The 24,719-nt window shown below is 74.5% G+C and carries 28 protein-coding genes and 1 pseudogene; 17 read left to right on the forward strand and 12 right to left on the reverse strand.

The genetic code is table 11. The annotated features are described in order from the left end of the window. Positions 1–106 precede the first annotated feature (106 nt). Entirely contained in the window at positions 107–364 is a 258-nt protein-coding gene (locus BLU42_RS18000) for a hypothetical protein (protein ID WP_091077658.1), read from the reverse strand. Between the two features lie 160 nt (positions 365–524). Here BLU42_RS18000 and BLU42_RS18005 point away from each other — a divergent pair, with 160 nt between their 5' ends. From BLU42_RS18005 to BLU42_RS18030, 7 genes are all read left to right on the forward strand, one after another. Continuing rightward, on the forward strand, positions 525–1,427 hold the full coding sequence (locus BLU42_RS18005) for a GNAT family N-acetyltransferase (protein ID WP_091077661.1): 903 nt from the start codon (positions 525–527) through the stop codon (positions 1,425–1,427). A 187-nt stretch (positions 1,428–1,614) separates the two neighbouring features. Continuing rightward, positions 1,615–1,905 (forward strand): 30S ribosomal protein S6, encoded by a 291-nt coding sequence (rpsF, locus tag BLU42_RS18010; RefSeq protein ID WP_091077664.1) that lies wholly within the window; start codon positions 1,615–1,617, stop codon positions 1,903–1,905. Positions 1,906–2,044: 139 nt separating this feature from the next. Continuing rightward, positions 2,045–2,635, forward strand: a complete 591-nt coding sequence (locus BLU42_RS18015; RefSeq protein ID WP_091077668.1) for a single-stranded DNA-binding protein — start codon at positions 2,045–2,047, stop codon at positions 2,633–2,635. A gap of 128 nt (positions 2,636–2,763) precedes the next feature. Beyond that, the gene (rpsR, locus tag BLU42_RS18020) at positions 2,764–3,006 is read left to right on the forward strand and encodes a 30S ribosomal protein S18 (RefSeq protein ID WP_091077672.1); all 243 of its coding nucleotides are present in this window, start codon (positions 2,764–2,766) and stop codon (positions 3,004–3,006) included. 17 nt (positions 3,007–3,023) lie between these two features. Continuing rightward, positions 3,024–3,470 carry a 50S ribosomal protein L9 gene (gene rplI, locus BLU42_RS18025; protein WP_091077676.1) on the forward strand — a complete coding sequence of 149 codons (447 nt, stop codon included), beginning with the start codon at positions 3,024–3,026 and terminating at the stop codon, positions 3,468–3,470. 33 nt (positions 3,471–3,503) lie between these two features. Next, positions 3,504–4,064, forward strand: a complete 561-nt coding sequence (locus BLU42_RS20765) for a hypothetical protein (RefSeq protein WP_157720080.1) — start codon at positions 3,504–3,506, stop codon at positions 4,062–4,064. Between the two features lie 5 nt (positions 4,065–4,069). Then, entirely contained in the window at positions 4,070–4,519 is a 450-nt protein-coding gene (locus BLU42_RS18030; RefSeq protein WP_197680499.1) for a cupin domain-containing protein, read from the forward strand. Between the two features lie 10 nt (positions 4,520–4,529). Here the strand turns inward: BLU42_RS18030 and BLU42_RS18035 are convergent, their stop codons facing one another. Both BLU42_RS18035 and BLU42_RS18040 read right to left on the reverse strand, forming a co-directional pair. Then, positions 4,530–5,324 carry an aminoglycoside phosphotransferase family protein gene (locus tag BLU42_RS18035; protein WP_157720081.1) on the reverse strand — a complete coding sequence of 265 codons (795 nt, stop codon included), beginning with the start codon at positions 5,322–5,324 and terminating at the stop codon, positions 4,530–4,532. Positions 5,325–5,451: 127 nt separating this feature from the next. Continuing rightward, positions 5,452–6,150 carry an EcsC family protein gene (locus tag BLU42_RS18040; RefSeq protein ID WP_091077683.1) on the reverse strand — a complete coding sequence of 233 codons (699 nt, stop codon included), beginning with the start codon at positions 6,148–6,150 and terminating at the stop codon, positions 5,452–5,454. A 148-nt stretch (positions 6,151–6,298) separates the two neighbouring features. Here BLU42_RS18040 and aat point away from each other — a divergent pair, with 148 nt between their 5' ends. From aat to BLU42_RS18055, 3 genes are read left to right on the forward strand one after another with little or no spacing between them, the layout of a single operon-like run. Continuing rightward, positions 6,299–7,018: a leucyl/phenylalanyl-tRNA--protein transferase gene (gene aat, locus BLU42_RS18045; protein ID WP_091077685.1), complete on the forward strand. Its 720-nt coding sequence runs from the start codon at positions 6,299–6,301 to the stop codon at positions 7,016–7,018. A 7-nt stretch (positions 7,019–7,025) separates the two neighbouring features. Next, a complete protein-coding gene (locus tag BLU42_RS18050; protein WP_091077688.1) occupies positions 7,026–7,889 on the forward strand; it encodes an Fpg/Nei family DNA glycosylase in 864 nt (287 codons plus the stop codon). Positions 7,890–7,932: 43 nt separating this feature from the next. Further along, positions 7,933–8,247 (forward strand): rhodanese-like domain-containing protein, encoded by a 315-nt coding sequence (locus BLU42_RS18055; RefSeq protein ID WP_091077691.1) that lies wholly within the window; start codon positions 7,933–7,935, stop codon positions 8,245–8,247. Positions 8,248–8,272: 25 nt separating this feature from the next. Here the strand turns inward: BLU42_RS18055 and BLU42_RS18060 are convergent, their stop codons facing one another. Together BLU42_RS18060 and BLU42_RS18065 are read right to left on the reverse strand one after the other, a co-directional pair. Continuing rightward, positions 8,273–9,499, reverse strand: coding sequence for an arginine deiminase (locus tag BLU42_RS18060; RefSeq protein WP_269457997.1), 1,227 nt, complete (start codon positions 9,497–9,499; stop codon positions 8,273–8,275). 10 nt (positions 9,500–9,509) lie between these two features. Then, entirely contained in the window at positions 9,510–10,076 is a 567-nt protein-coding gene (locus BLU42_RS18065) for a MarR family winged helix-turn-helix transcriptional regulator (RefSeq protein ID WP_197680500.1), read from the reverse strand. Positions 10,077–10,147: 71 nt separating this feature from the next. On the opposite strand from BLU42_RS18065, the gene BLU42_RS18070 reads away from it, so the two are divergent. From BLU42_RS18070 to mptB, 4 genes are all read left to right on the forward strand, one after another. Continuing rightward, positions 10,148–10,984: a hypothetical protein gene (locus tag BLU42_RS18070; RefSeq protein WP_197680501.1), complete on the forward strand. Its 837-nt coding sequence runs from the start codon at positions 10,148–10,150 to the stop codon at positions 10,982–10,984. Between the two features lie 94 nt (positions 10,985–11,078). After that, positions 11,079–12,611 carry a glycosyltransferase gene (locus tag BLU42_RS18075; protein WP_091077694.1) on the forward strand — a complete coding sequence of 511 codons (1,533 nt, stop codon included), beginning with the start codon at positions 11,079–11,081 and terminating at the stop codon, positions 12,609–12,611. Between the two features lie 39 nt (positions 12,612–12,650). Continuing rightward, complete coding sequence (locus BLU42_RS18080; RefSeq protein ID WP_231918275.1) at positions 12,651–13,448, forward strand: glycosyltransferase; 798 nt, start codon at positions 12,651–12,653, stop codon at positions 13,446–13,448. Continuing rightward, entirely contained in the window at positions 13,445–15,154 is a 1,710-nt protein-coding gene (mptB, locus tag BLU42_RS18085; RefSeq protein WP_172825822.1) for a polyprenol phosphomannose-dependent alpha 1,6 mannosyltransferase MptB, read from the forward strand. The genes BLU42_RS18080 and mptB overlap by 4 nt, the downstream gene beginning before the upstream one ends. 3 nt (positions 15,155–15,157) lie before the next feature. Here the strand turns inward: mptB and BLU42_RS18090 are convergent, their stop codons facing one another. The 4 genes and pseudogenes from BLU42_RS18090 to BLU42_RS18105 all read right to left on the reverse strand — a co-directional run bounded on the left by BLU42_RS18090 (position 15,158) and on the right by BLU42_RS18105 (position 18,828). After that, positions 15,158–16,600: a serine hydrolase domain-containing protein gene (locus BLU42_RS18090; protein ID WP_157720082.1), complete on the reverse strand. Its 1,443-nt coding sequence runs from the start codon at positions 16,598–16,600 to the stop codon at positions 15,158–15,160. Continuing rightward, positions 16,597–17,085: an ArsR/SmtB family transcription factor gene (locus BLU42_RS18095; RefSeq protein WP_091077701.1), complete on the reverse strand. Its 489-nt coding sequence runs from the start codon at positions 17,083–17,085 to the stop codon at positions 16,597–16,599. The genes BLU42_RS18090 and BLU42_RS18095 overlap by 4 nt, the downstream gene beginning before the upstream one ends. Positions 17,086–17,102: 17 nt before the next feature. Then, positions 17,103–18,134: pseudogene (locus tag BLU42_RS18100) on the reverse strand (adenosine deaminase); the annotation flags it as partial. 25 nt (positions 18,135–18,159) lie between these two features. Beyond that, positions 18,160–18,828 (reverse strand): MerR family transcriptional regulator, encoded by a 669-nt coding sequence (locus BLU42_RS18105; RefSeq protein WP_091077707.1) that lies wholly within the window; start codon positions 18,826–18,828, stop codon positions 18,160–18,162. A gap of 85 nt (positions 18,829–18,913) precedes the next feature. On the opposite strand from BLU42_RS18105, the gene BLU42_RS18110 reads away from it, so the two are divergent. From BLU42_RS18110 to pheA, 3 genes are all read left to right on the forward strand, one after another. Beyond that, positions 18,914–19,399 carry a DUF4188 domain-containing protein gene (locus tag BLU42_RS18110; protein WP_091077711.1) on the forward strand — a complete coding sequence of 162 codons (486 nt, stop codon included), beginning with the start codon at positions 18,914–18,916 and terminating at the stop codon, positions 19,397–19,399. A gap of 49 nt (positions 19,400–19,448) precedes the next feature. Continuing rightward, entirely contained in the window at positions 19,449–20,159 is a 711-nt protein-coding gene (locus BLU42_RS18115) for a hypothetical protein (RefSeq protein ID WP_091077715.1), read from the forward strand. Between the two features lie 70 nt (positions 20,160–20,229). After that, entirely contained in the window at positions 20,230–21,174 is a 945-nt protein-coding gene (gene pheA, locus BLU42_RS18120) for a prephenate dehydratase (protein WP_091077718.1), read from the forward strand. 28 nt (positions 21,175–21,202) lie between these two features. Here the strand turns inward: pheA and BLU42_RS18125 are convergent, their stop codons facing one another. From BLU42_RS18125 to BLU42_RS18135, 3 genes are read right to left on the reverse strand one after another with little or no spacing between them, the layout of a single operon-like run. Then, entirely contained in the window at positions 21,203–21,544 is a 342-nt protein-coding gene (locus BLU42_RS18125; protein WP_091077723.1) for a hypothetical protein, read from the reverse strand. A 9-nt stretch (positions 21,545–21,553) separates the two neighbouring features. Then, entirely contained in the window at positions 21,554–23,260 is a 1,707-nt protein-coding gene (locus BLU42_RS18130) for a diacylglycerol kinase family protein (RefSeq protein WP_091077726.1), read from the reverse strand. 57 nt (positions 23,261–23,317) lie between these two features. Continuing rightward, positions 23,318–24,298, reverse strand: a complete 981-nt coding sequence (locus tag BLU42_RS18135) for an NAD-dependent epimerase/dehydratase family protein (protein ID WP_231918278.1) — start codon at positions 24,296–24,298, stop codon at positions 23,318–23,320. Positions 24,299–24,719: the final 421 nt, after the last annotated feature.

The following is a 24,719-nucleotide window of genomic DNA, read 5'->3' on the forward strand; positions in this document are numbered from 1 at the left end:
GGGCGGGACGTCCGGAGCGGCGCTCGACGGGTCTCCGCGGAGGTGGTTCGGCCGGGCCGCCGGACGGGAGCACGGCGTACGCGCTCCCGTCCGGGCCCGGAGCAGGTCAGGCGTTGCCGTACATCCCCGTCATGGCGCCGCTGGCGTTGAGCACGATGCCGAGCACCATGAGCACGGCGGCGATGATGATGCCGGCCAGCGCGAGGTTGTTCTTGTAGCCCACAGCCTTCGACTTGTTGTAGGCGATGATGCTGATGATCAGACCGGCGAGGCTGCAGAGGAACGCCAGGACGAACCCGACGATCGTGAGTGTGCGGTTGGGGTCGGAGGCGGCAGGCGGCGGCGCGGCCTGGTAGTAGGCCATGAGGTTCTCCTGGGCTCGTGGGACGGCTGAGGGCAGCGAGCGTAGTGGTTGAGCGGGTCGCCGACGGGCTTTTCCCCAGCCCGGATGCATCGTGACCGAAACTTGATCGCCGGCGGGGGAACCCCGGCGCGTCCCCGTCCGTACGCAGCAGGAGGTCGTCGTGATCACGTCCCGACCGCTCGAGCAGGCCGACCTCGAGGCGGCCGTCGCGCTCGTCCACGCCGACGACCGGCGCTGGTTCGGCGAACCGGTCCTCGCGGTCGAGGACGTGCGCGCCGAGTGGAACCGTCCCGGCTTCGACCTCGCGACCGCCAGCGAGGGCTGGTTCGACGACGAGGCGCCCGCGGGCGAGCAGGCGCTGGTGGCCCTCGCCACGCTCACCCGCCGCGGCGACCTCGTGGTGGCCGTGGACCAGGCATGGGAGGGGGCGGGGCTGGAGGAGGCGCTGCTGCAGCGGTGGGAGGACGAGGCCCACCGCTGGGGGCTGCCCACGCTGCACCGCGACCTGCCCGCCGACGACGTCGAGGGGCTCGCGCGCCTGGCCGGTCGGGGGTGGCAGGTCGAGGAGGAGGGGTGGATCCTGCGGCTCGAGCCCTCCGCCCCGCTGGAGGCCACCTCGCTGCCGAGCGGGTACGCGGTGCGCCCCGTGACCGAGGCCGACCTCCCCGAGGTCCACCGGGTGGTGATGGAGGCCTTCGCCCAGTACGGCCCGAGCCGTCCCTACGAGGACTGGTGCAGCGGGATGGTCGAGCGCCCCGACGTGACCCTTCGGCACTGGCGCCTCGCCACGCACGGCGGCGAGGTGGTGGGGGCGTGCCTGATGCAGGACCCGCTGGGCGCGGGCGAGGGGGAGGCGTGGGTCTCGCAGCTGGCCGTGGTGCCGGACCACCGGCGCCGCGGCCTGGCCCGCGAGCTGCTCGTGCAGGTCGCGCTCGCGGCCCGCGAGCGGGGCGTGGCGCGGCTCGGCCTCTTCACCTACGAGGCCACCGGCGCGCTCGGCCTCTACGAGCGGGTGGGGATGCGCGTCGTCCACCGGCTGCGCACCTGCACCCTCGACCTCTGAGGGGCGCCTCCGCAGCACCTGGTGCTCGATTGGCCCCGGGTCAGCCCGAGCAGGTATCTTGGGTCGCTGGTGCGGCGCCCTGCGTCGCGCCCGGACCTGCCCCCTCGATGGGGAGCGGGTCCAGCATTCGCCCTCCTGCCACGGGGACGTCCCGTGGCCGCAGAGACCAGAGGAGGTGGAGTTAGCGATGCGTCCTTACGAGGTCATGGTCATCTTCGACCCCGACACCGACGAGCGTCAGGTCCAGCCGACGCTCGACCAGCACCTGACCGTCGTCACCAAGGGTGGCGGCAGCGTCAGCAACGTGGAGGTCTGGGGCCGGCGCCGCCTGGCCTACGAGATCCGCAAGAAGTCCGAGGGCATCTACGTCGTCCTCACGCTCACCGCGACGCCGGACGACGTCAAGGAGCTGGACCGCCAGTTCACGCTCAACGAGTCGATCATGCGGACGAAGGTCCTCCGGGCCGACGCCCGCTGAGCGATCTTCCACAGGCCGGCGGCACGGACGGGACTTGTCCACAGATCCCGTCCGTGACGTGTCGGGATGTCAGCCCCGGCTGGCACGCTGATCCCGATCCGGCCCGCAGACGACGGTCCACGACGAACACGGAGCACCCATGGCAGGCGAGACACCCATCACGCTGATCGGCAACCTGACGGCCGACCCCGAGCTGCGCTTCACCCCGTCCGGGGCGGCGGTCGCGAACTTCACGGTCGCGTCCACCCCGCGCACGTTCGACCGTCAGACCAACGAGTGGCGCGACGGCGACGCGATGTTCCTCAACTGCGCCGTCTGGCGGCAGGCCGCGGAGAACGTGGCCGAGTCCCTCCAGAAGGGCATGCGCGTCATCGTCTCCGGCCGGCTGAAGTCCCGCAGCTACGAGACCCGCGAGGGTGAGAAGCGCACGGTCTTCGAGGTCGACGTGGACGAGATCGGTCCGGCGCTGCGCTACGCCACGGCCAAGGTCACCCGCACCTCCAGCAACGGAGGCCAGGGCGGCGGCGGCGGTGGCGGGTACGGCGGCGGCGGCCAGGGTGGCGGCGGTGGCCGCTCCTCCGGCGGCGGCGGCCAGGGTGGCGGCGGGGGCTCCTTCGGGGGCGACCCGTGGGCCACCGGCGGCGGCTCCGGCGGAGGCTCGCGTGGCGGGCAGCAGTCCGGTGGCGACGACCCCTGGGCCACCCCGCAGAACGACGAGCCGCCGTTCTGACCGACCGGGGCCGCTGAGCCCCGACCCGTGCCCCGCGCCTGCCGCGGGGCCTGCACGACACCATCAGCACCACGGACCATTCCGGCTCGCGGCTCGACCGCAGCCGGGCTCGAAAGGAGAGCACCACAATGGCCAACGACCGCTCCAGCAAGCGCGAGAAGCCGATCAAGAAGAAGTCGAACCCGCTCCGCAAGGGACAGGTCATCGACTACAAGGACACCGCGACCCTGCGGAAGTTCATCTCCGAGCGCGGCAAGATCCGCGCCCGTCGCGTGACCGGGCTGTCCGTCCAGGACCAGCGCAAGGTCGCGATCGCCATCAAGAACGCCCGCGAGGTCGCGCTGCTGCCGTACGCCTCGACGGCTCGCTGAGGAAGGGGAGAGCACCGATGAAGCTCATCCTGACTGCCGCCGTCGACAACCTCGGCCTCGCCGGGGACGTCGTCGAGGTCAAGGACGGCTACGGCCGCAACTACCTCGTCCCGCGCGGCTTCGCCATCCGGTGGACCCGCGGCGGCGAGAAGCAGATCGACGGCATCAAGCGGAGCCGGGACGCGCGGGAGATCCGCGGTCTCGACCACGCCAACGAGGTCCGGACCCAGATCGAGGGTCTCGACGTCACCATCACCGAGCGCGCCGGCGAGAACGGCACCCTCTTCGGCGCCGTCACCGCCGCCGAGGTCGCCGCGGCGATCAAGAAGGCCGGCGGCCCGTCGGTCGACAAGCGCTCGGTGCGCATCGAGAAGCCGATCAAGGCGGTGGGCACCCACACCGTGGGCGTCCGCCTGCACGACGCGGTCACCGCGCACATCCGGCTCGCGGTCAACGCGGGCTGACGCAGCGCTCGAGGTCATGAGGGGCCCGGCAGCGTGATCACGCCCTCTGCGGAGGTCGTCGAGGCGCGCCGGCGAGGAATCGTCCGGCGCGTCCCGTGGGTCGTGCTGCTGGTCCTCCTCATGGCGACGAGCGTCTTCGCCCCCACGGTCGGCGTCCGCGCCGCCACCGAGTTCGGACGTTCCCTCTTCCCGGCGAGTGCCTTCTTCCTCGCCGCGCAGGCCGGTGGTCCGGCCTTCGGCCCCGTCAGCGACGTCGACTCGCTGGCGGCGGGCCTCAACCTCGCCTACTTCGGGCTCTCGTTCCAGCACGTCGGCCTGCTGCTCGGCACGGCCTTCTGCTGGGTCCTCGCCGTGCCCGACGTGGGCCGCTGGGTCCGGCGCCTCGCCCTCCTCGGCGGGTGGTGCCTGGCCGTCAGCGCCCCGGTCGTGATCATCGCCTACCAGCTGATCGTGGGCGGGGGCGTCGGCGCCTACCTGGGTGGCGCCTGGATCTTCTCCCTGCTGGCCGGTCTGGTGCTCATCGGCGGCGCGCGCCTGGCCAAGCAGCGCCTCGACAGCACCTGGTACTGGTCGAAGCCCGACTGGAACGGCTGAGCGCCGTGGCCCGCCCGGAGCTCGCGGAGCTGCTCGACCTGGCCCCGCACCCCGAGGGCGGATGGTTCCGTCGCACGTGGACGAGCGGCGTCCCCGTACGCCCGCCCGGCGCCGGGCACGAGCGGCCCACGGCGACCGCCATCCACTACCTGCTCTGCACCGGCGAGGAGTCGCGCTGGCACGTCGTGACCAGCGACGAGCTGTGGCTGCACCAGCGCGGCGGGCCGCTGGAGCTGCGGCTCGGGGGCACGGGCCCTGCGCCCGGGGAGGCGACGGTCGTCGTGCTCGGCCCCGACCTCGAGCACGGTCAGCACCTCCAGGTCCTGGTCCCCGCCGGCACCTGGCAGGCGGCCGGGCCGGCCGGGGCCGACGCGCTGGTGTCCTGCGTGGTGAGCCCGGGCTTCGACTTCGCCGACTGGCGCCTCGCCGAGCCCGGGGACCAGCCCCGGCGCTAGCGGGTCGACCTCAGCCGCGCAGCGCGACCTCGAGCACGTCCTCCAGCCGGCGGTGCACGCCTGCGTGGTCGAGGTCCGGGCGCCGGCGCACGAGCTCCGAGACGATCGGCATCGGCTCGGGCAGGAAGGCGATCGCGTCCAGGCAGACCCAGTAGCGCCGGGCGTCCGGGTCGGGGTCGAGCCGGCCGCCGTGGCCCTCGTACGCGGCCCGGAAGGCGAGCGCGTCGTCGACGGTGTGCAGCATGGCGAAGTTGGCGCAGGCGTGGGCCACGTCGAGGTCGGACGGGCCCCAGGCCGACTCCGCCCAGTCGATCAGCCCGGTGACGGCGTCGCCCTCCCACAGCACGTTGCCGGGGTGGAAGTCGCGGTGGACGAAGTGGAAGGGCGTGGCGGGCGGCGGTGCGGCGCACCGTTCGATCGCCTCGGCCCACAGCGCGGGGCGGGAGGCCCAGGCCGGGACGGCGACGTCGCGCGGGACCCAGTCGTTGAAGGGCCGGGGCCGCTCGGCCGTCCCGGCCACCTCGACCGCGTGCACGGCGACGGCGAGCGCGGCCAGGGCGTCGACCGCGGGAGGTCCGAGCCGGTCGAGCCGGACCAGCCCGGGCAGGAACGTCGTCAGGTTGGCCCACCCGCCGGTCGCGGCACCGTTCGGGTCGCTCGCGATCAGGGTGGGCGACGGGACGCGCGTCCCCTCGGTGAGCCGGCAGCCCAGCGCCTCGCGCTGCACCCAGTCGGCCGCGTCGGTGACGTGGGGGTGGTCCGGCCCCAGCCAGCGCAGGATCACGTGCCGCGTGGGGGTGCGCACCCGCCAGATCGCCCCGGTGATCCCCCGACCAGGGGCGACACGTCCAGCACCGGTTCGCCGAGGGCGTCGGTGCACCAGCGGACCACCGCCGCGGGCACCGGGGGCGGTGCCGCGGGCGCGGGACCGCTCAGTGGGAGAGCGCGCGGCGGCGCAGCAGCTCGGCCTTGGCGTAGGCGCCGATCTGGTGGGTCGCCATCCCGTCGACGACGGCCCCGACGCCGCCGCCGAGGAGCGGGACGCGGCGGGTGACGACGAGGGCGAGGTTCTTGCCCCCGATGCGGCTCATGAGGTCGGCCAGCACGGCCTCCGCGACCTGGCGGTCGAGGGCGGCGTCGAAGACGGGCGCGGTGGCCACGGCCATCGGCGACGTCGGCAGCGAACCGTCACCGATCCGCTTGGCGACCTCGTCCCCGCCGAGCAGGCACATGACCAGCGCCGTGCGCACGCGCAGGTCGTTGACGTCGTAGCCGCGCAGGTGCGCGACGGCGGCCACCATCCGCACCTGGACGACGGCCACTCCGGTGAGGTTGGCCGGGATGGCCACGGGCAGCGCAGCCAGGCCGCCGAGGTTGGTGACGAAGCCCTGGGCCGAGGCGAGGCGCACGTGGTGGGCCACCAGCGAGTCGATGGCGTCGTCGACCGAACCGCCGTGGCGCTGCAGGTGCTTGGCGGCGACGGTCCGGGCGCCGGGCAGGCGGCCGGGGCCGTCGATGGCGAGCTCGAGCACGCGGCGCAGGGCGCCGCCCGCGGCTCCCGGGCTGACGCTGCGGGCGACCGGGGCGATCCCGCGCGCGATGGCGCGTCCGACCTCTTGTGCAGTGGGCATCCCGCTCCGGCCTCTTCGATGTCTCGGCGGGGCCCAGCGTACGTGGCGGTGCTCCACGCCGGGCGCGGTCGCGACCCGGGCCCCACCCTGACCCGCCACCGGCGCCCGGCGCGGGGAAGACTGTGCGGGTGCCACGGTCGGAGGAGCGGTGACGGCGCGCCCCCGGCGCGCGGTCGGGCCCTTCGGCGCGCCCGAGAGCTGGCCCGACGACGACCTCGTCGCGGTGTCGCACGACATCGACGGCGACCTCACCCTCGCCGCGTACGCGTCCGGGGTGTTCCCGATGCCGCTGCAGACCGGGCTGATGGGCTGGTGGTCGCCCGTCGCGCGCGGCGTCCTGCCCCTCGAGGGCCTCCGGGTGACCCGGTCGCTGCGCAAGACGATGCGCCGCTACGAGATCCGGGTCGACACCGCCTTCCCGGCGGTCCTGGCCGCCTGCGCCGACCTGAGCAGGCCGCACGGCTGGATCGACGAGCAGATCGCCGAGGTCTACCTCGAGCTCCACGACCGCGGGGTCGTGCACTCCGTCGAGTCGTGGGCCGACGACGAGCTGGTCGGCGGGCTGTACGGGGTGAGCCTCGGCGGCCTCTTCGCCGGGGAGTCGATGTTCCACCACCCCGAGCGCGGGCGCGACGCGTCGAAGGCGGCGCTCGTCGGGCTCGTCGAGCTGCTGCGCGGCGGAGCGGAGGACGGCACGGCGCCCGACGCCTCCCCGCGGCTGCTCGACGTGCAGTGGCGCACCGACCACCTCGAGAGCCTCGGCGTGGTCGAGCTGGACCGCCCCGTGTACCTCCGCCGGCTGGCCGGGGCGCTCACGCTGCCGGGGCCGGACTGGGGGACCGCTCCCGCCTGGACCCCGGTGGGATGATGGCGCCGTGCCCGAGATGCCCGAGGTCGAGTCGCTCGCGCGCTTCCTCCGCGAGCGCTGCGTCGGCCACACCATCGCCGACGTCGAGCTGGCCGCGTTCAGCGCGCTGAAGACGTACGACCCGCCGCTGTCGGCCCTCCGCGGGCTCGAGATCGACGACGTCACCCGGCACGGCAAGTTCATCGACGTCTCCGCGCAGGGGCTGCACCTGGTCTTCCACCTGGCGCGCGCCGGCTGGCTGCGCTGGAGCGAGGAGCTGCCCACCGCGCCCGCCCGCCCCGGCAAGGGACCGCTCGCGCTGCGGCTGCGCCTGGACGACGGGTCGGGGTTCAACCTCACGGAGGCCGGCACCCAACGCAAGCTCGCGGTTCACGTCGTCCCCGACCCACAGTCGATCGCCATGGTCGCCACCCTCGGGCCCGAGCCGCTCGACCACGCCTTCGACCGCGCCACCCTCGACGCCCTGCTCGACCACGCCGGGCGCGCGCAGCTCAAGGGCGTGCTCAAGGACCAGCGCGTCATCGCCGGCATCGGCAACGCCTACTCCGACGAGATCCTGCACGCGGCGAGGATGAGCCCCTTCAAGCCGGCCAGCTCGCTGACCGACGAGGAGCGCGACACCCTCCTCGCCGCCATCAAGGGCGAGCTGACCGGGGCGGTCGCCCGCGCCGAGGGGCTCGCGGCCAAGGACCTCAAGGCCGAGAAGAAGTCGGGCATGCGGGTCCACGGCCGCGCCGGTGAGACCTGCCCGGTGTGCGGAGACACGGTCGCGGAGGTGTCGTTCGCCGACTCCTCGCTGCAGTACTGCCCGACCTGCCAGACCGGCGGCAAGAAGCTGGCCGACCGCCGGCTGTCCAAGCTGCTGCGCTGAACCGGTCCGGGTGGGCAGCGCCGCACGGGCCTAGGCTCGGGGCATGGCGAGCGACACCGTGAGAGACGTCCAGCCCGGCGAGGCCCAGGGCCTGATCGACCAGGGCTGGCGCCTCGTCGACGTGCGCACCGACGCCGAGTGGGCGCAGGGCCGCGTCGCCGGCGCCCACCACGTGCCGATGGACCAGGTGGTCGAGCAGATCGGTGCGCACACCGAGCACCCGCTCCTGATCATGTGCGCGTCCGGCGGACGTTCCTACCGCGTCGCGCAGTACCTGGCCGCGCAGGGCATCGAGGTGGCCAACCTCGACGGCGGCATCCACGCCTGGGAGGACGCGGGCCTGCCCGTCGAGCGCTAGGGGCGGCCGGCCCGGCGCCGACGCCTCAGACGGGGTCGCGGCTGATCGGGCAGGACATGCAGCGAGGGCCGCCGCGGCCCGAGCCGAGCTCGGAGCCGGCGATCCGGATGACCTCGATCCCGGCGGCCTCCAGGCGCTCGTTGGTCTCGAGGTTCCGCTCGTACGCGACCGCGAGCTTGGGGCCGACGGCGAGGGTGTTGTTGCCGTCGTCCCACTGCTCCCGCTCGGCGGTGACCGGGTCGAGGCCGGTGTCGATGACGCGGAGCTCGTCGATGCCCATGGCCTCCGCGGCCGCCTCGACGAAGGGGGCCATCGGGGAGATCCGCAGCTCGTCGACCGCGCCGTCCGGGCCCGGGCGCACGGCGACGGCGGAGAGCCGGTGGGCCACGTTCGGGTACATGACGACCGCGTCGACGTCGACCATCGTGCAGATGGTGTCGAGGTGCATGGTCGCCCGGTCCTGGTCGATCGGCACGGCCAGCACGGTCCGGGCCAGCCCGCGCTCGAAGACCGTGCGCGCCAGCCGCTCGACCCCGGCGGGCCGGGTGCGCTCGCCGACCCCGACGGCCAGCACGCCGTCGGCGAGGGCGAGGACGTCGCCGCCCTCGAGCAGCTCGCGCTCCGGGCCGTGCAGCCGCTCGGTCCCGGCGAAGCGCGGGTGGAACGTGTAGATGAGGTCGGTCAGCTGCGTCTCACGGAGCCGGGCCGGCATCGCCAGCGACGTGACGACCGGCCGGTCCTGGACCCACACGCTCGAGTCACGCGTGAACAGCAGGTTGGGCAGCGGGTCGATGACGAAGTCCTCGGGCGCGCTGAGCGCGGTGACGAGGCTGTTGGTGGGGCCGATCTCGGCGACGGCGAGCCCGGCCATCAGCACGTCGGCGAGGCCGGCGGCGTCGAGGTCGGCGAGGTAGCCCTCGAGGTAGGTGCGCAGGCTGTCGCCGAGACGGATCCCGGTCAGCGTCTTGTCCAAGGCGACCGCGCGACCCTCCGGCCGCTCGAGGGTCTGGGCCAGCAGCTCGCTGAGGTAGAGCACCTCGACGCCGTGCGTGCGCAGCGCCTCGGCGAAGGCGTCGTGCTCCTCCTGCGCCCGGTCCACCCAGGGCAGGCCGTCGAAGAGCAGGGCGTCGTTGTTGCGCGGGGTGAGCCGCCGCAGCTCGTTTCCCGGTCGGTGCAGCATCACCGTCCGGAGGCGTCCGACCTCGGTCGCGACCCCGGGGCGGGGCGCCGTCTGCGTCTGGTCCTGGGTCACGAGCGCGACCCTAGCGAACCGTGCCGCGGCCGTCGGCCCCCTGCGCCGCGAACTCCTCGTACGCGTCCCGCACCCGGGTGAGGTAGCCCAGGACGACCGCGCGGTCGTGCTCGTCGAGGTCCGCGGCGACGGCGTCGAGGGCACCCAGCAGCGGCGCGAGCTCGCCGGCGACCTGACCGAGCGTCTCGGTGCTGGCGTGCAGCTGCACACGGCGGCGGTCCACGGTGTCGCGGCGGCGCTCGAGGTGGCCGGCGCGCTCCAGGCGGTCGACGAGCTCGGTGGTCGCGCCGGGGGTGATGCCCAGCCGCCCGCTGAGCTCCCGGGGTCCGATCGGCTCGCGCGCGAAGGTGAGGTGCGTCATCGCCGCCAGGTCGGTGGGTCCGACGGCCATCCGCGCCGCCAGCGCGGACTCGGCGTCGCCCATCGCCGTCTGCAGCCGGCGGAGCATGGACGTCGTCGGGTCCGTGGCCCAGCCACCGACGCGACCTCGACCCTCGCCCCCGGCGGCCCCGCTGTGCCCGTGCCCACCGTTCCCGGCCTCGCCCTGGGTCTGCGCTTCCTCGTCCTGCCCCGCCATGATCTCCACCCTAACCGAACCTTAGGCAGCCAGATCGTATGGTTTCCTCAACACCTGCTACCGTGGAACCCATGAGCACCAGCACGGAGCAGGGGAGCGCCACCACCACGGCCGCCCGTCGCGGCACCACCCCGGCCGGGGTGGCCCTCGTCGTCCTGGCCGTCGGCCAGGTCGTCAGCGGCGGGCTCGTCAGCGTCCTCGCCGACAGCCCGATCATGCAGTCGGACCGTCCGGGCGAGCCCGCGATCACCCCGCTGGGCTACGCCTTCTCCATCTGGGGGCTGATCGAGGTCTTCAGCCTGGCGCTGGCCCTGTGGCTGCCGTGGTTCCGTCGCCGCACCGACGCGCCCGGGGTGGCCGTGGTCGACGCGCTGACCCGCGCCCTGCTGATCGTGTTCGCCGGCTTCAGCGTCTGGCTCGTCGCCTCGGTCGTCGAGCCGGCCTGGGCGACGCTCGCCGTCTTCCTCGTCATGGCCGTCGGCCTCGCCGCCGGGCTCCGCGTCGCGGTGGGCGCGCGCAGCGAGATCGCCGGCTGGTCCACGCTCGGGCGGACCCTGGTCTGGGGCACGCTCGGCTTCTACGCCGGCTGGAGCACCGTCGCCATCTGGCTCAACCTCACGACCGGCCTCGCCTTCAGCGGCGCGCCGGTCACGGGCACCGCCGGCGTCCTCGGGCAGCTGGCGGTCCTCGCGGGTGCCACGGCCACCGCGGTCGTCGTGCTGCGGTTCACCGGCGGACTGCTCCCGTACGCGGCTGCCGTGGTCTGGGCCCTCGTCGGGGCCTCGCTCGGGGCCGCGGGGGCGGGCGAGCCCCTGCTCGTGGGCGCGGCCGTCGTCGGCCTGCTCGTGGTCGTGGCCGCGACCGCGGTGCTCCGGCTGCGGCGGGGGCCGCGTCGGGCGCGGGCCTGAGGGGCAGGTGCCGCTCGCTTCCTGAGAGGCCGGTCGGCGACACCCCGGGGCTGAGCACGGCATTTCGATCGCGCTCAGACACAATAGTCGGACTATGACGGACGCCCCGACGCCCCTCAGGACCGACGAGACCCCCTGCCTGCTGTTCCCCGAGCTGCTCGAGCGCGGCGGCGGGCTGCAGAAGGCGGTGCAGGAGCGGGCCAGCCTCTACGCCCGGCAGTGGCAGGAGGTGCGGCTGCTCACGACCGGTTTCTCCCGGGACTGGTACCGCGTCCCGGTCGCGCTCAAGGAGCGCGGCAGCCTGCACAGCCGCGTCCGCGTCCGGAACTTCTTCGCGCACAGCGACTGGGTCTCCCGTCTCGGGGTCCCGCCCGAGGAGGCGCAGCAGACCGGGGAGAGCGGCGTGGTCTCCCGCCCGCAGCGGCTGCGCGGCCGGGAGCCCTTCCGCCTCGCCGACACGCGCGACGGCCAGCGGTTCCCGTTCCGGTACCGCTACTTCGGCACCGACGGCCGCCTCCTGCTCACCACCTGGAGCGGCCCGGAGAGCAAGTTCGAGCAGCGGGCGGAGGGCCCGGACGGCTCGCCGGTGGACTGGCACGCGATCGTCGCCGAGTGGGTCGACGCCGAGATCGGTGACCAGCCGCGGCCCGTCCTGTTCTCCCTGCAGCGCGGCTTCAACGATCCGGTGCTGCTGGCGTCGACGAGGGCGTACCGCAAGGTCGCGTCCCTGCACAACTGCCACTACGTGGACCCGGAGGACCGCCTGAGCGGCACCCGGCCCAGCTTCCGCACGCTGTTCACCCAGGCCTCCAAGGTCGACACCATCGTCTGCCTGACCGAGCAGCAGCGCGGCGAGCTGCGGCGCGACGTGCCCGGCGCCCACCTCGTGAGCATCCCGTACCCGGGCCGGCGGCCGGCGGTGGCGGAGGACGTCGAGAAGGAGCCGGGCCTGGTGGTGCTGGTGGGCCAGCTCATCGACCGCAAGCGGGTCGACCACGCGGTCCGGGCCATGGTCGACGTCGTGGCCGCGGTGCCCGGGGCCAGGCTCGAGGTGTACGGCGAGGGACCCGCGCACGAGTCGCTGCAGCGGCTGGTGTCCGAGCTCGGGCTCACCGAGGTCGTCTCGCTCATGGGCTACTCGACCGAGGTCGGACGGGCGCAGGCCCGGGCCTGCTGCACCCTGATGACCTCGACCTTCGAGGGCTTCGCCCGGGTGATCGGGGAGAGCATGGTCCGGGGCACGCCGGTCGTGTCCTACGACGTCCGGTACGGGCCCCGGGACGTGATCCGCGACGGGGTCGACGGCCTGCTCGTCAGCGAGCACCACCCCGAGGCGCTGGCCAGCGCCATCGTGTCCCTGCTGCGCGAGCCTGAGCGTGCGTACGCCATGGGTCGCCGCGCGCTCGAGGTCGCCGACCGCTTCCCGGTCGAGGACTTCGAGCGGGCCTGGACCGCGGTGCTCACCGACCCGGCGCGCCGGGCCGGGCTCCGGGCGCGGGCCTCCGACCTGCGCGTGCGGGCCCGGCGCTCGCCGACGGTGCGCCGGCTGCGTCGGCTGGGGGCCGTCCTTCCCCGGCGCGGCGCCCGTCCGGGTCGTGGTGCCGCAGCTCGCGCCCGCGTCGACTGACGCGCCCTGCGCCCAGGTCCGGGCACTACCCTGGGCGCCGTGAGTGCTGGCCCCGCGCGCGTCGCGTGCATCGTCCCGGCCAAGGACGAGCAGGACCGGATCGCGGCGACGGTCACGGCGGCTCGCGGGCTGCCGGGGGTCGAGACCGTGCTGGTCTGCGACGACGGCAGCTCCGACGCCACCGCGCAGCACGCGGCGGCCGCCGGTGCCGTGGTGGTCTCGCACGAGCGCAACCGGGGCAAGGCGGCCGCCGTGGAGTCGGCGGTGAACGGGCTCGGCGTCCTCGAGCAGCGTGACCGCCGTCCCGAGGCCGACGTCCTGCTGCTGCTCGACGCCGACCTGGGCGAGACCGCGAGCCGTTGCGCACCCCTGGTCGAGGCGGTCGTGTGCGGCCGGGCCGCGCTCGCGATCGCGGTGCTCCCGCCGCAGCGCACCGCCGAGGGCCAGCAGGCCGGCGGGATGGGCCTGGTCACCGGCACCGCCCGGCGGGGGATCGAGGAGCTGACCGGCTGGTCGCCGCGTGCCCCGCTGTCGGGCCAGCGCTGCCTCACGCGCCGGGCCTTCGAGCTGGCGAGCCCCCTCGCCCCCGGCTGGGGCATGGAGGTCGGCATGAGCGTCGACGTGCTGCGGGCCGGCCTGGTCGTCGAGGAGATCGACGTCGACCTCACGCACCGCGCGACAGGCTCCGACCTCGCCTCGCAGCTGCACCGGGCCAGCCAGCTCAAGGACGTCACCCGCGCCCTCGCGGCCCGGGGCCTCGTGCGCAACCAGCTCCGCGACCTGTCCGCCGACGGCGTGTCCGGGTTGCTCAAGCGGTTCGGCCGCGGCTCCCGGTGAGCGCCACCCCTGCCGTCCGGCGCGGCGCCGCGACGCACCGGCCGGGCCACCGCGCCGGTTCGCGGCGGCACGCGGGCAGCGGCGGCAACCCCGCCCGCCCGCAGCGCAAGGTCTACGCCCCGAGGCTCTGGCACCGCGACCACCGCTGGGGCCTCGCCGGCATCGTCGGCGCGACGGTCATCACCGTCGTCGTCGGTTTCCTCGGCCCGTCGGCGGTGGCGCTGACGCTCGGCCCCCGGCGGAACCTGCTGCCGCCGTGGTACCTGCCGACCTCGGTCATGCCCACGCCGCCGGACGAGTGGCTGGTCTCCGCCCTGATCTGGTTCGCGATCGTCCTCGGCGCGGCCGGCCTGCTGGTCGCGCTGCGCGCGCTGTCCGACGGCTGGCGGCCCCGGCCCAAGCGCCTCTTCCTGCTCGGCACCGGCCTCAGCCTGGCGACGATCACGGTGCCGCCGCTGACCTCGGCCGACGTGCTGATGTACGCCGCGTACGGCCGGCTGCAGGCGATCGGGCGCGACCCGTACGAGATCACCCCGGCCGAGGTGTTCCGGGGGCAGTTCGACCCGGTGCTGCGCTGGACCGAGCGGCCCTGGCAGGACACGCCGAGCGTCTACGGACCCATCAACTCGTGGCTGCAGCTGCTGGCGAACCGGCTGGGCGGCGAGAACATGCACGACATCGTCTTCTGGCTCCAGGTCTTCTCCGTGGTGCCGTTCGTCGTCGCCGGCGGTCTGATCATCCTGATGGCCCACGGGGACCGGCAGCGCCAGGCGCGGGCCGCGCTGATGGGGATCTGCAACCCGCTGCTGATCTGGGCGGTCGTCGCCGGGGCGCACAACGAGGCCATCTCGGTGATGTTCGCGGTGGCCGGGCTGCTCTTCATGCGCCGCAACGCCTTTGTCGCCGGGCTCGGGATCGGGCTCGCCGGCTGCGGCAAGGTCAGCATCGGCATCTGGGGCCTCGCCATGCTCTGGGCCTACCGCCGCGAGCCCAAGAAGGCGCTGCTGCTCTGCCTCGGCACCGCCATCCCGATGGGGTGGGCGTACGTCGTGTGGCAGCCGACCGCCTTCTTCCAGGCGCTCCGCAACGGCGGCTACGTCTCGGTCGGCTCGTGGGCCGCGCCCTTCTACACGCTCTTCGCGCAGTTCATGTCGAGCACGCACGCCAAGGTCGTCGTCGGCGTCATCTCCTACGTCGGGCTCTTCGTGATCGGCTGGATGCTGTCGCGCGTCGTGCCCTGGGTCGCCGCGCCCGGCCTGGCCAAGGGCGCCGACGTGACCCGCGACCCGCTCACCATCGCGCTGCGCACGTCGCTGGTGCTCTCGGTGGCCTGGCTGGTGACCTCGATGTACACGCTGTCCTGGTACGACCTCATCGCCTGGATGCCGCTGGCGGTGATCGGGCCGAGCAAGCTCGACCCGCTGATGATCATCCGCGGGGCGCCGCTCTCCCTGGCCTACGTCCCCGGCCGCGCCATCGACGTGGGCCACGCCCTCGACGTGACCGCCCACCGCATCCGCGACACGCTGTCCCCGACGGTCCAGATCCTCGTGCTGATCGCCATCGTGCTGTGGTGGAAGAAGCCCCGGCGTCCCGAGCTCTTCCCGCTGCGCACCGCCCGGCGTGCGGCGTCACCGCCGGGCACCTCGCCGATCACCGAACCGGCCGGGCCGGCCCGCGCCTCCGCTGACCTCGCCCCCTCCTGAGGCTCACAGGCTCCACAGGGCCAGCGCCAGCACGAGGACGGTGCCGCTCGCGGTCAGGGCGGCCCTTCTCCCCGTGAGCGGAGCACCGGTGCGCGTGCTGCGCGCCGCGAGGACCCCGAGCGCGAGCGTCGCCAGGGCCAGCCCGCCCCAGACGGCGACGGGCACCACCAGCCACGGGCCGTGCGCCAGCAGGACGAGGAGCCCCGCCGCGGCCGATGCGGCACCGTCGGGCAGGGCCCACCGGTCGGAGCGGCGCCAACGCCCCACCGCGGTCGCGACCAGCAGGAGGCCCAGGACGCCCCAGCTGGCGGTGCCGGCCCAGTCGAGGCCCGGTCCGTCGACCGCCAGCGGCGGCGCGCCGGGCTCGGCCGCCGCGAGCCGGAGCCCGGTCGTGTCGAGGTCGCGCGCCGAGCTCTGCAGCAGCACCACGGCCCGGCCGCGCTCGCGGTCGAGGGCGAGGATCGTCCGTGTGCCGCCCGTGCCGCCGTTGTGCCAGGTGATCGTGCGGCCGTCGACCTCGCGGACGTGCCACAGCAGGCCGATCCGCCCGCCGGGGATGTCGGCGACCGGGTCCGTCGCCGAGGCGCCCGGCGCCGTGCCGTCGAGCAGGGCGCCGGCGAACCGGGCGAGGTCGGAGGCGGTGGTCGTCGTCGACGAGCCTGCGGGCGCGAAGGCCTCCCCACTCCAGAAGGGCGCGCGCCAGCCGTTGTCGTGGTGCGGCGGGGCGGCGTCCGCCGGCACCTCGTCGGGTCCGGCCGCCACCACCGTCCGGCTCATCCCGAGCGGATCGAGGAGGCGCTGCTGCACCAGCGTCGGCCAGTCCGGCACGCCCGCGGCGCGGGCCAGGGCGTGCCCGAGCAGGGCGACGCCGAGGTTGGAGTAGGCGTACGTCCCGCGCCCGCCGACCTCGGTGGTCCGGGTGACCGCGAGCAGCTCGGCGACGCCACCGCCGTACGGGTTGTCGTTGCCGAGCAGGCGCAGCAGGACGAGCGGGACCGACGAGGACGGGAAGGCCGGCAGGCCCGCGGTGTGCGTCGCCAGCTCGCGGTAGGTGCTGGCGCCCGCGTCGCTGCCGACGAGCTCGGTCAGCTCGCCGGAGACCGGGTCGTCGAGGCGGACCTCGCCGCGCTCGAGCGCCTCGGCGAGCAGCGCCGCGGTGAAGGTCTTGGTGATCGACCCGAGCTCGAAGGCGGTGTCCGGCCCGGGGGGCGTCCCGCGGGTCTCGCCGAGCCCGGCGAACGTGGCCCGTCCGTCCTCGACCCGCGCGGCCGAGATCGCCTCCAGGCCGCGCTCCCCGTCGAACGCGCCGCGCACGTCGGCGGCCAGCGCCGCGTCCCCGGCCGTCGACGGGCCCAGGGTCGGGCCGGAGAAGCCCAGCAGCAGGGCGAGCACCGTCCCGAGCACGAGGGCCGCGGCGGCGACCCCCGCCCGGCGCGGGCCACTCACCGGGCCAGCCCGGCGGACAGGACGACCAGCAGGGGCACCACGCGGGGCGCCGGGACCGCCCAGGTGCCGCGGCCCACGGACTGGAGCCAGCCGGCGGCCACGAGGGCGCGCAGGTGGTGGTGGAGCTGGCCGGTCGTGCCGAGCGCCTCGTCGAGGGCCAGGTCGTGGGTGGTGACGGTCCCGTTCAGCACGCGCTGCAGCAGCCGCAGCCGGACGGGGTGGCCCAGGGCGTCGAAGACTCCGGCCGCGCCCGACCAGTCCGCCTCGCGCAGGGTCTCGGTGTCGCTGCCCCACTGCCAGACGACCTCGCCCTTGCCGACGGCCGCCGTGCCGCCGAACACCACGGCGCCGCCCGGGTGCCGCTCCCGGACGCCGTCGACCACCCACAGGTCGGGCGAGCCGGCCTCGTCCTGCGCCGCCCGCACCCGGGTGAGGCGGTCGACCGCCTGTTCGAGCGCGGCGAGCCTGTCCTCGACGTCCGTCATGCGTCGATAGTACGTAGCTACGTACGAGCGTCCTCACCCGAGGTGCCGGACCACGCGGCGACGTAGGCGTCGATCTCCCCGCGCAGGGCAGTCTTGGTCGTCTCGTCGACGAACGCGCCGTCCACGCCCGCCCTGGCCAGCCCGGCGAGTCCGGCCTCGTCGAGGCCCAGGAGGTCCGCCGCGACCGCGTACTCGCGGTTCAGGGTCGTGCCGAACATCGGCGGGTCGTCGGTGTTGATGCTGACCGGCACCCCGGCCGCGACGAGCGTCGGGAGCGGGTGGGAGGCGAGGTCGTCGACGACCTTGAGCGCGACGTTCGAGCTGGGGCAGACGTCGAGGGTGATGTCGTTCTCGGCCAGGTAGGCCATCAGGTCCTCGTCCTGCGCGGCGCTGATGCCGTGCTCGATCCGCTGCGCCCCCAGGGTCTCGATCGCGTCCCACACCGTCGCCGGCCCCGTGGTCTCCCCGGCGTGCGGCACCGAGCCCAGCCCGACGGCCCGAGCCCGGTCGAACTGGTCGCGGAACATCGAGCGCGGGAAGCCCTCCTCCGAGCCGCCGATGCCGAAGCCGACCAGCCCGGGGACGTCGTGGTCCATGGCGATGGAGGCCGTCGCCTCCGCGGCCGGGATCCCGAAGTCGGCCGGGATGTCGAAGATCCAGCGCAGCTGCACGCCGTGGTCGCGGGCGGCGCCGACCCGGGCGTCCTCGATCGCCTCGAGGAACGCCTCGGCCGGCAGGTCGGGCCCCACGCTCAGGTAGGGCGTGATCGTCAGCTCGGCGTAGCGGATCTGCTGCTCGGCCATCTCGCGCCCGATCTCGTACGTCAGCAGGCGCACGTCCTCGGCCGTCTCGACGAGCTTCACGACCGAGAGGTAGATCGAGATGAAGTGGGCGAAGTCGTCGAAGCGGAAGTAGTCGGCCAGCGCGTCCGGATCGGTCGGCACCGTGCCGGGGTGCCGCTCGGCGAGCTGGGCCACGATCCGCGGCGACGCCGAGCCCACCTGGTGCACGTGCAGCTCGGCCTTGGGCAGCCCCGCGACGAAGGCGTCGAGGGAGCGGGGGCGGGAGGAGGGGTCACGTGTCCAGTCTGTCGAGGTCCGCGGGTGCCGCGGCGTCCGGCCCGTGCTCCTGCGCGTCCCCCTCGGCGACCTGCCGCCACGCGGCGGCCTGCTCGGCGAGGCGGCGCATGGCCAGCAGCACCGGTTCGTTGAGCACGACGCCGAGGACGACGTAGCGCACGGCGGCGGCCAGCGACTCGTCGGGCACGTGGGCGAGCTCGACCCCGGCGACCTCGTCCATCGCGGCGGCGTAGCGGTCGAGCACGCCGGGCGGGGACTCGAAGCCGGCGGCGCGCAGCCCCTCGAGCGCGTCGGCGAGCACCTGGTGCTCGGGGCAGGAGTCCTCCCCGACCGGCCAGCCCCAGCGCTCGACGAGGGCGTGCACCTCGGGGTGCGGGCGCACCTCGACCGGGTGGCGCACCGCGGTGGCCGCGACCCCGAGCAGCGCGTACGGGCTCTCCGGCGGGTCGTCGATCGCCCGCAGCACCTCGCGGGCCCGCGCGACGCTCAGGCCTCCCGGCCCGAGGAGCGAGCGCACCAGCCGCAGCCGGGCGACGTGGCTGTCGTCGTAGCGGGCCTGCGTCGGCGAGGTCAGCTCGCCGGCGTGCAGCAGCCCCTCGCGCAGGTAGTACTTCACGGTCGCGACCGGCACGGCGGCCTGCCGGGACAGCTCCGAGATCCGCACCTCGCACCTCCTTGACATCGGACACTAGCACTCTCCAATATTGGAGAGCAGCACTTCCCAAATTGCCCAGGGGCAGGAGCCCGAGATGGCCGAGATCCACGCCGGACGCATGACCCACGCCCACGAGGGCCCGCTCGTCGTCTTCCTCATCGGCATGCGGGTGAACAAGCCGTGGCGCCCCGACCTCTGGCTGCCGACCTTCGCGGCCATGCCGCCGATGCTGCGCGAGCTGGCGAGCGACCCGGACTCGGGGATGCTCGGCTTCCGCACCGTCGTCGGCGCCGGCGGCCCGACGGTCATCCAGTGGTGGGACTCGAAGGACGAGCTGTACGCGTACGCCAGCGACCGCGACGCCGAGCACCGCTCGGCCTGGACGGCGTTCAACCGGCGCGCCCGCAAGGCGCCGGGTGCGGTGGGGATCTGGCACGAGACCTACGAGGTGGCCCGGGCGGAGTCGATCTACGTCGGCATGCCGGCGTCCGGGCTGGGCCGGGCGACCTCGCTGGTGCCGGTCGGACGGAACGCCGATCGCGCGGCCGCGCGTCTGGACGCGGGGTCGACCACGCGCTGACGGCTCACGAACCGCCGCCGGCGAGCCGGGCGTTCCCTATCCTGAGCGCGTGAGCGAGACGGCGACGGAACCGGGCGTACGCCTGCCCGTCGCGGTCCTCGCGGTCGTGGCCACCGTGGTCGTCGCGCTCCTCGTCGTCGCGCTCGTCGTGCGGCTGGACGCCGACCGGCTGCCGTCCGGCCCGCCCCGGGATCCGCCGGCGGCGCCGGCGGCCGCCACGCGGTTCGAGGTGAGCGGGCGGCAGGTGAGCCTGGATGAGTTCTCCGCGACGCTGGCCGGTCCGCCGTTCACGTGCGACACCGCCGTGCAGCCGACCCCCACCGGCATCGCCCAGCTCGCGCAGTGCACGACGCTGGTGCACCAGGACTACGACGGGAAGGGCAGCGACTGGGGCGCGGCCACCGGGGTCGCGCTGATCGACTCCTCGACGCTGTCGCCGGACCTGCGCACGGCGACCTCGGACGTCTTCGACCTCTTCACCTCGGCCCTCTACACGCGCGAGGACCGGGCCACGTTCGCCAAGCAGAGCGACGGCCCGGCGCAGGTCGCGGCGCCGTCCGGGTCGGCCTGGAGCCGGCAGGCCGACGTCCGCGTGAAGCGCGAGGGCCTGCCCACCCCGTACGACCGTCTCGTCGTCATCGTGGTCCGCCTGGAGGGCGGGCAGCACGTGGCCTTCTTCTCCGACTTCCCCCACGACGGCAGCAAGCAGGCGCTGCAGGCGGTCGTCGACTCGGTCGGGACGCTGGAGGCGCAGCGCTGACCCGGTCGGCCCGGTCGTGCACGGGCCGGACGGCAGCCCCGGGCACGGGTCCCCTCGCTAGGGTGAGCGGATGCCCGGCACCCCGGCCTCGTACGGCTACCTCGGTCCCGTCGGCACCTTCACCCACCAGGCGCTCCTGACGCTCGTCGGCGACGAGCGGGCCGAGCTCGCCCCGTACGCGACCGTCGGCCAGGCGCTCCAGGCCGTGCGCGACGGCGTGGTCGGCTCCGCGCTGGTGCCGATCGAGAACTCCGTCGAGGGCGGGGTCAGCGCGACGCTCGACAACCTCACCTACGGCGACCCGCTCGTGATCGTGCGCGAGGTGCTGCTGCCGGTGCAGTTCGGGCTGTACGCCCGCCCGGGCACCACGCTCGGCGAGGTCCGCGTCGTCCTCACCCACCCGCACGCGGCGGCGCAGTGCCGCGAGTGGCTGGCCGCGCACCTCCCGGCCGCCCAGGTCGTCGAGCGCGGGTCGACCGCCGGCGCGGCCGCCGAGGTCGCGCAGCCCGGGTCCTCCGTCGACGCCGCCGTCTGCGCGCAGGTGGCCGGCGAGCTCTACGGGCTGGAGGCGCTGGCGTCGGCCATCGCCGACAACGCCGACGCGGTCACCCGCTTCGTGCTCGTGGCCCGGCCCGGGCCCGTCGGGGCGCCGACCGGCGCGGACAAGACGTCGGTGGTGCTGTTCATGCGCGACAACCACCCGGGCGCGCTGCTGCAGATCCTCGAGCAGTTCGCCAGCCGCGGGGTCGACCTGAGCCGCATCGAGTCGCGCCCGACGCGGAGGACGCTCGGCGACTACTGCTTCGCCATCGACGCCGAGGGCCACGTGAGCGACGCCCGCCTCGCCGAGGCGATGATGGGCCTCTACCGGACCTGCGCCGAGGTCGTCTTCCTCGGCAGCTATCCCCGGGCCGACCGCACCGCGGTCGACGTCCGGCCGGGCACGGCGAACGCCGACTACGACGCCGCCGCGACCTGGCTGGAGCGCCTCAAGGGCCGGGCCGTCCCGACCTAGGCCCGCTCACCCGCCCCTGAGCGGGAGGTCAGACGTCGTCGCGCTCGGAGTTCGGGACGTTCTCGCTCGGGGCCGAGCTGGAGATGTTCTCGGAGCGGACGTCCTCGTGCTTCGGCTTGTCCTCGCCGCCCTCGTCGAGACGCACGCTCGGGGTGGCGTCCGGGGTCGCGGGGACCGCGTCGGCGCCGCCGAAGGCGGCCTGCGGGTTCTCGCGGCTCGAGCCGCCCGACGACGCCTCGCCCGGCTGGCCCTGCGGGGCCGACCCCACGGACCCGCCGGCAGCGGCGGCCGGGGAGCCCTTCGCGGGCCCCTCGTCGTCGGACCCCGTGATCTTCTCGGCGACGTCACGGACCTTGTCGAAGACACCCATGCGGCAACGCTACCCGGCGGTGCCCGCCGGGCCCCGCCCGTCGCCCGCCCGGAGGTCGGCAGCCCCCGAGCCGGTCAGCTCCGCCCCGACCTCGGCCAGCTCGGTGCTGGTGGCCCGCGGGGTCGCCGCGTCGCGGGGCACCCGGACGACGAGCGCTCCCGGCTGCACCTCGGCGGTCATCGTGCGGCACTCGCCGACCGTGTCGCCGTCGAGCTGGAAGGCGTCGCGCCGGTCGACGGTGATCGTGACCTTGCGGCCCGTGTAGCGGTCGAGCTGGGCGTCGTCGCGCCGTTGCCGGGTGACGACGCGGGTGACCACGCGGGCCCAGTCGCGGAAGGTCACCGGTGAGGCGATCAGCACGTCGAGCAGCCCGTCGTCGGGGCGGGCGTCGGGGATGAGGGGCAGGTTGCCCTGGAGGAAGCCGACGTTGCCGATGACGATCACGTGCGCCAGCCGCTCCACCGGGTCCGCGTCGTCGACGCGGATCCGGGTCCGTAGCGCCTCGTGGTTGGCGTGCTGGGCGGCGGAGACGAAGTAGGCCGCCGACCCGACGGCCTTCTTGAGGTCGGCGTTGGTGCCGTCCATGATCGCCGCGTCGATGCCGATGCCGGCCATGACCGCGAAGTGGTGGCGGGTGTGGGAGTCGACCGTCACCGCGACGAGGTCGATCGGCTTGTCGACGCCGTCGAGCGCGACGTCCAGGGCGAGCGCCGCGTCGAGCGGGATGCCGATGTTCTTGGCCAGCAGGTTCCCGGTGCCGGCCGGGATCAGCCCGAAGGGGATGCCCGTGCCCGCCAGGCCGGAGCAGATCACCCGGATCGTGCCGTCGCCGCCGGCGCCGAGGACGAGGTCGACGCCCTCGCGGACGGCCTGCGCGGTCATGGCGTGGCCCGGGTCCTCCGGGGTCGTCTCGAGGAAGATCGTCCGCTGCCAGCCGCGTGAGCGCAGCTCGTAGTCGACCTGCCGTCGGAACGTCACCCAGTCGACGACCTTGACCGGGTTGTAGATCACCGCCGCGCGGCGGACGACCTGGTCCTCGGGGACCGGCGCGCGGGCGCGGACGATCTCGGTGACGAAGTCGTGGGGGAGCGGGACGTGCACGCCGGCGACGATCAGCGAGACCGTCGCGACGAGGCCGCCGTAGAGCACGCCCCCGACGACGTCGCTCACCCAGTGCGCGCTCGTCACCCAGCGGTCGAGGGCGACGGCCGCGACGATCGCGATCGCCCCGACCTGCCAGGCGAAGCGCTTGCGCACGGGCTGGCGCGTGACCGCCATCGCCGCACCGACGGCGATCGTCGCGCACACGACCGCGGTCATGTGGCCCGACGGGTACGCGTACCCCTGCGCCGTGAGCACGTCCAGGGCCCGCTCCGGCCGCGCGCGCCGGACGACGAGCTTGAGGAGTCCGTAGCCGCCCCAGCCGAGCACGATCATCAGCACGAGGGCGGCGGTGAGCTGGCGCAGGCGGCGCTGCCACGCCCAGACCGCCAGGCCCGCGACCGCGGCGAAGACGAGGCCGGGGTAGGTGAGCAGCGCGAAGGCGGCGCTGATCTGCGACAGCGCCGAGCCGGGGGTCAGGGCCGGCGCGAGGAGGGCGCGGTCGACCCGCGGCAGGGCGGGCAGCGCCAGGACGACGCCGGTCCACACGACGAAGGCCACCCCGAGCAGGACGGCGACGGAGAGCGCCGACAGGGCGGGGGTGCGACGGAGCATGGTGGGTCCAGTATCGCGGCCCGCCCTGTGCGGACCCGTCCTCGTGGTGGCGCCGGCTCAGCCCCGCTCGGCCTCGACGAGGCGGTCCAGCGTCGCGTCGAGCTCGTGGTCCACGACCTGGAGCTCGGGGTGCGCGTCGTGGAAGGCGACGACCTCGCGGGCACCCTCCGCCCAGGTCGTCGTGGCGGTGAAGTCGGGGACCAGTGCCTTGACCTTCGCGTTGTCGAAGACCAGCGAGTGCGCCTTGTCGCCGAGCAGGCCCTGCTCCCACGCCGGCACCGCGCGCCCGAGGCGGGCCGAGGAGACGTGCACGACGTCGGCCTCCACCTCCGCGGCGCGGGCCAGGGCGTGGGCGACCGCGTCCCAGGTGATGGTCTCGTCGCTGGTGATGTGGACGCTGTCGCCGACCACCCTCGGGTCGCCGAGCAGGGGGACGAAGCCGCGGGCGAAGTCGCGGGCGTGGGTGAGCACCCACAGCGAGGTGCCGTCACCGTGCACGACGACCGGGAGCCCGCGCCGCATCCGGTCGATCATGGTCCAGCCCGCGTCGAAGGGGATCAGCGTGGCGTCGTAGGTGTGCGACGGCCGCACGATCGTCGCCGGGAAGCCGTCGCGCCGGTACGCCGTCACGAGCAGCTCCTCGCAGGCGATCTTGTCGCGGGAGTACTGCCAGTACGGGTTGCGCAGTGGCGTCGACTCGGTGATCGGGCGGCGCAGCACCGGCTTCTGGTAGGCCGAGGCCGAGCTGATGAACACGTACTGGCCGGTGCGCCCGGAGAAGAGGTCGACGTCGGCCCGCACCTGGTCGGGGGTGAAGGCGCGGAAGTTGACCACCACGTCGAAGGTCTCGTCGCCGACCGCGGCCCGGACCGACGCCGGGTCGGTCGCGTCGCCGACGAGGACGCGGGCGCCCTCGATCGCGGGTCGGGTGCTCTGCTTCCCGCGGTTCAGCAGGGTGAGGTCCCAGCCGCGCTCGACCGCCAGCCGGCTGGAGTCGGAGCTGATGATCCCGGTGCCCCCGATGAACAGAGCCTTCACGTGCGTCTCCTTCGTCCCGCGTCCGCGCCCGCGGCGGCCGCCTCCCCGATCATGGCCGCCGCCCGTACGCGTCCGCGGTGGGGTGACAACCGTCTGTCGCGGCCGGCAGGACGGGGGCTTCCGAGCAGAGGGGCTCCGATGGCCGAGGCGATGCCGTTCCTGACCTTCCAGCCGAGCCGCGGCCACGGTGCCGCGGAGGCCATCGCGCTCTGGACGTGAGACGCCGAAGCGGTCCTGCACCCGGGCGAGAGGTCCGAAGCCGTGGTCGTCGAGGGGCATGAAGGTCTGACCGCCCTCGGCGAGGCCGTCGACCAGCAGCTCGACGGTCCCGCCTGAGGGCCGTCCGGTCGGGCGGGCTCCGTGAGGACCGTTCCCCGGCCGCGTGGAAACGGGGCCGGGCCCGAGGTGCCCTCTCGCTAGG

Source organism: Microlunatus sagamiharensis, assembly GCF_900105785.1.
In the GTDB taxonomy this organism is placed as follows: domain Bacteria; phylum Actinomycetota; class Actinomycetes; order Propionibacteriales; family Propionibacteriaceae; genus Microlunatus; species Microlunatus sagamiharensis.

What these genes read in the sequence shown, in the direction of transcription:
- pheA (WP_091077718.1), top strand. Translation starts at nt 20,230, where the DNA reads ATGCCCGGCACCCCGGCCTCGTACGGCTACCTCGGTCCCGTCGGCACC.
- BLU42_RS18110 (WP_091077711.1), top strand. Translation starts at nt 18,914, where the DNA reads ATGGCCGAGATCCACGCCGGACGCATGACCCACGCCCACGAGGGCCCG.
- BLU42_RS18075 (WP_091077694.1), top strand. Translation starts at nt 11,079, where the DNA reads ATGACGGACGCCCCGACGCCCCTCAGGACCGACGAGACCCCCTGCCTG.
- BLU42_RS18125 (WP_091077723.1), bottom strand. Translation starts at nt 21,544, where the DNA reads ATGGGTGTCTTCGACAAGGTCCGTGACGTCGCCGAGAAGATCACGGGG.
- BLU42_RS18065 (WP_197680500.1), bottom strand. Translation starts at nt 10,076, where the DNA reads ATGGCGGGGCAGGACGAGGAAGCGCAGACCCAGGGCGAGGCCGGGAAC.
- BLU42_RS18095 (WP_091077701.1), bottom strand. Translation starts at nt 17,085, where the DNA reads ATGACGGACGTCGAGGACAGGCTCGCCGCGCTCGAACAGGCGGTCGAC.
- BLU42_RS18070 (WP_197680501.1), top strand. Translation starts at nt 10,148, where the DNA reads ATGAGCACCAGCACGGAGCAGGGGAGCGCCACCACCACGGCCGCCCGT.
- BLU42_RS18055 (WP_091077691.1), top strand. Translation starts at nt 7,933, where the DNA reads ATGGCGAGCGACACCGTGAGAGACGTCCAGCCCGGCGAGGCCCAGGGC.
- BLU42_RS18000 (WP_091077658.1), bottom strand. Translation starts at nt 364, where the DNA reads ATGGCCTACTACCAGGCCGCGCCGCCGCCTGCCGCCTCCGACCCCAAC.
- BLU42_RS18130 (WP_091077726.1), bottom strand. Translation starts at nt 23,260, where the DNA reads ATGCTCCGTCGCACCCCCGCCCTGTCGGCGCTCTCCGTCGCCGTCCTG.
- rplI (WP_091077676.1), top strand. Translation starts at nt 3,024, where the DNA reads ATGAAGCTCATCCTGACTGCCGCCGTCGACAACCTCGGCCTCGCCGGG.
- rpsR (WP_091077672.1), top strand. Translation starts at nt 2,764, where the DNA reads ATGGCCAACGACCGCTCCAGCAAGCGCGAGAAGCCGATCAAGAAGAAG.
- BLU42_RS18040 (WP_091077683.1), bottom strand. Translation starts at nt 6,150, where the DNA reads ATGCCCACTGCACAAGAGGTCGGACGCGCCATCGCGCGCGGGATCGCC.
- rpsF (WP_091077664.1), top strand. Translation starts at nt 1,615, where the DNA reads ATGCGTCCTTACGAGGTCATGGTCATCTTCGACCCCGACACCGACGAG.
- BLU42_RS18015 (WP_091077668.1), top strand. Translation starts at nt 2,045, where the DNA reads ATGGCAGGCGAGACACCCATCACGCTGATCGGCAACCTGACGGCCGAC.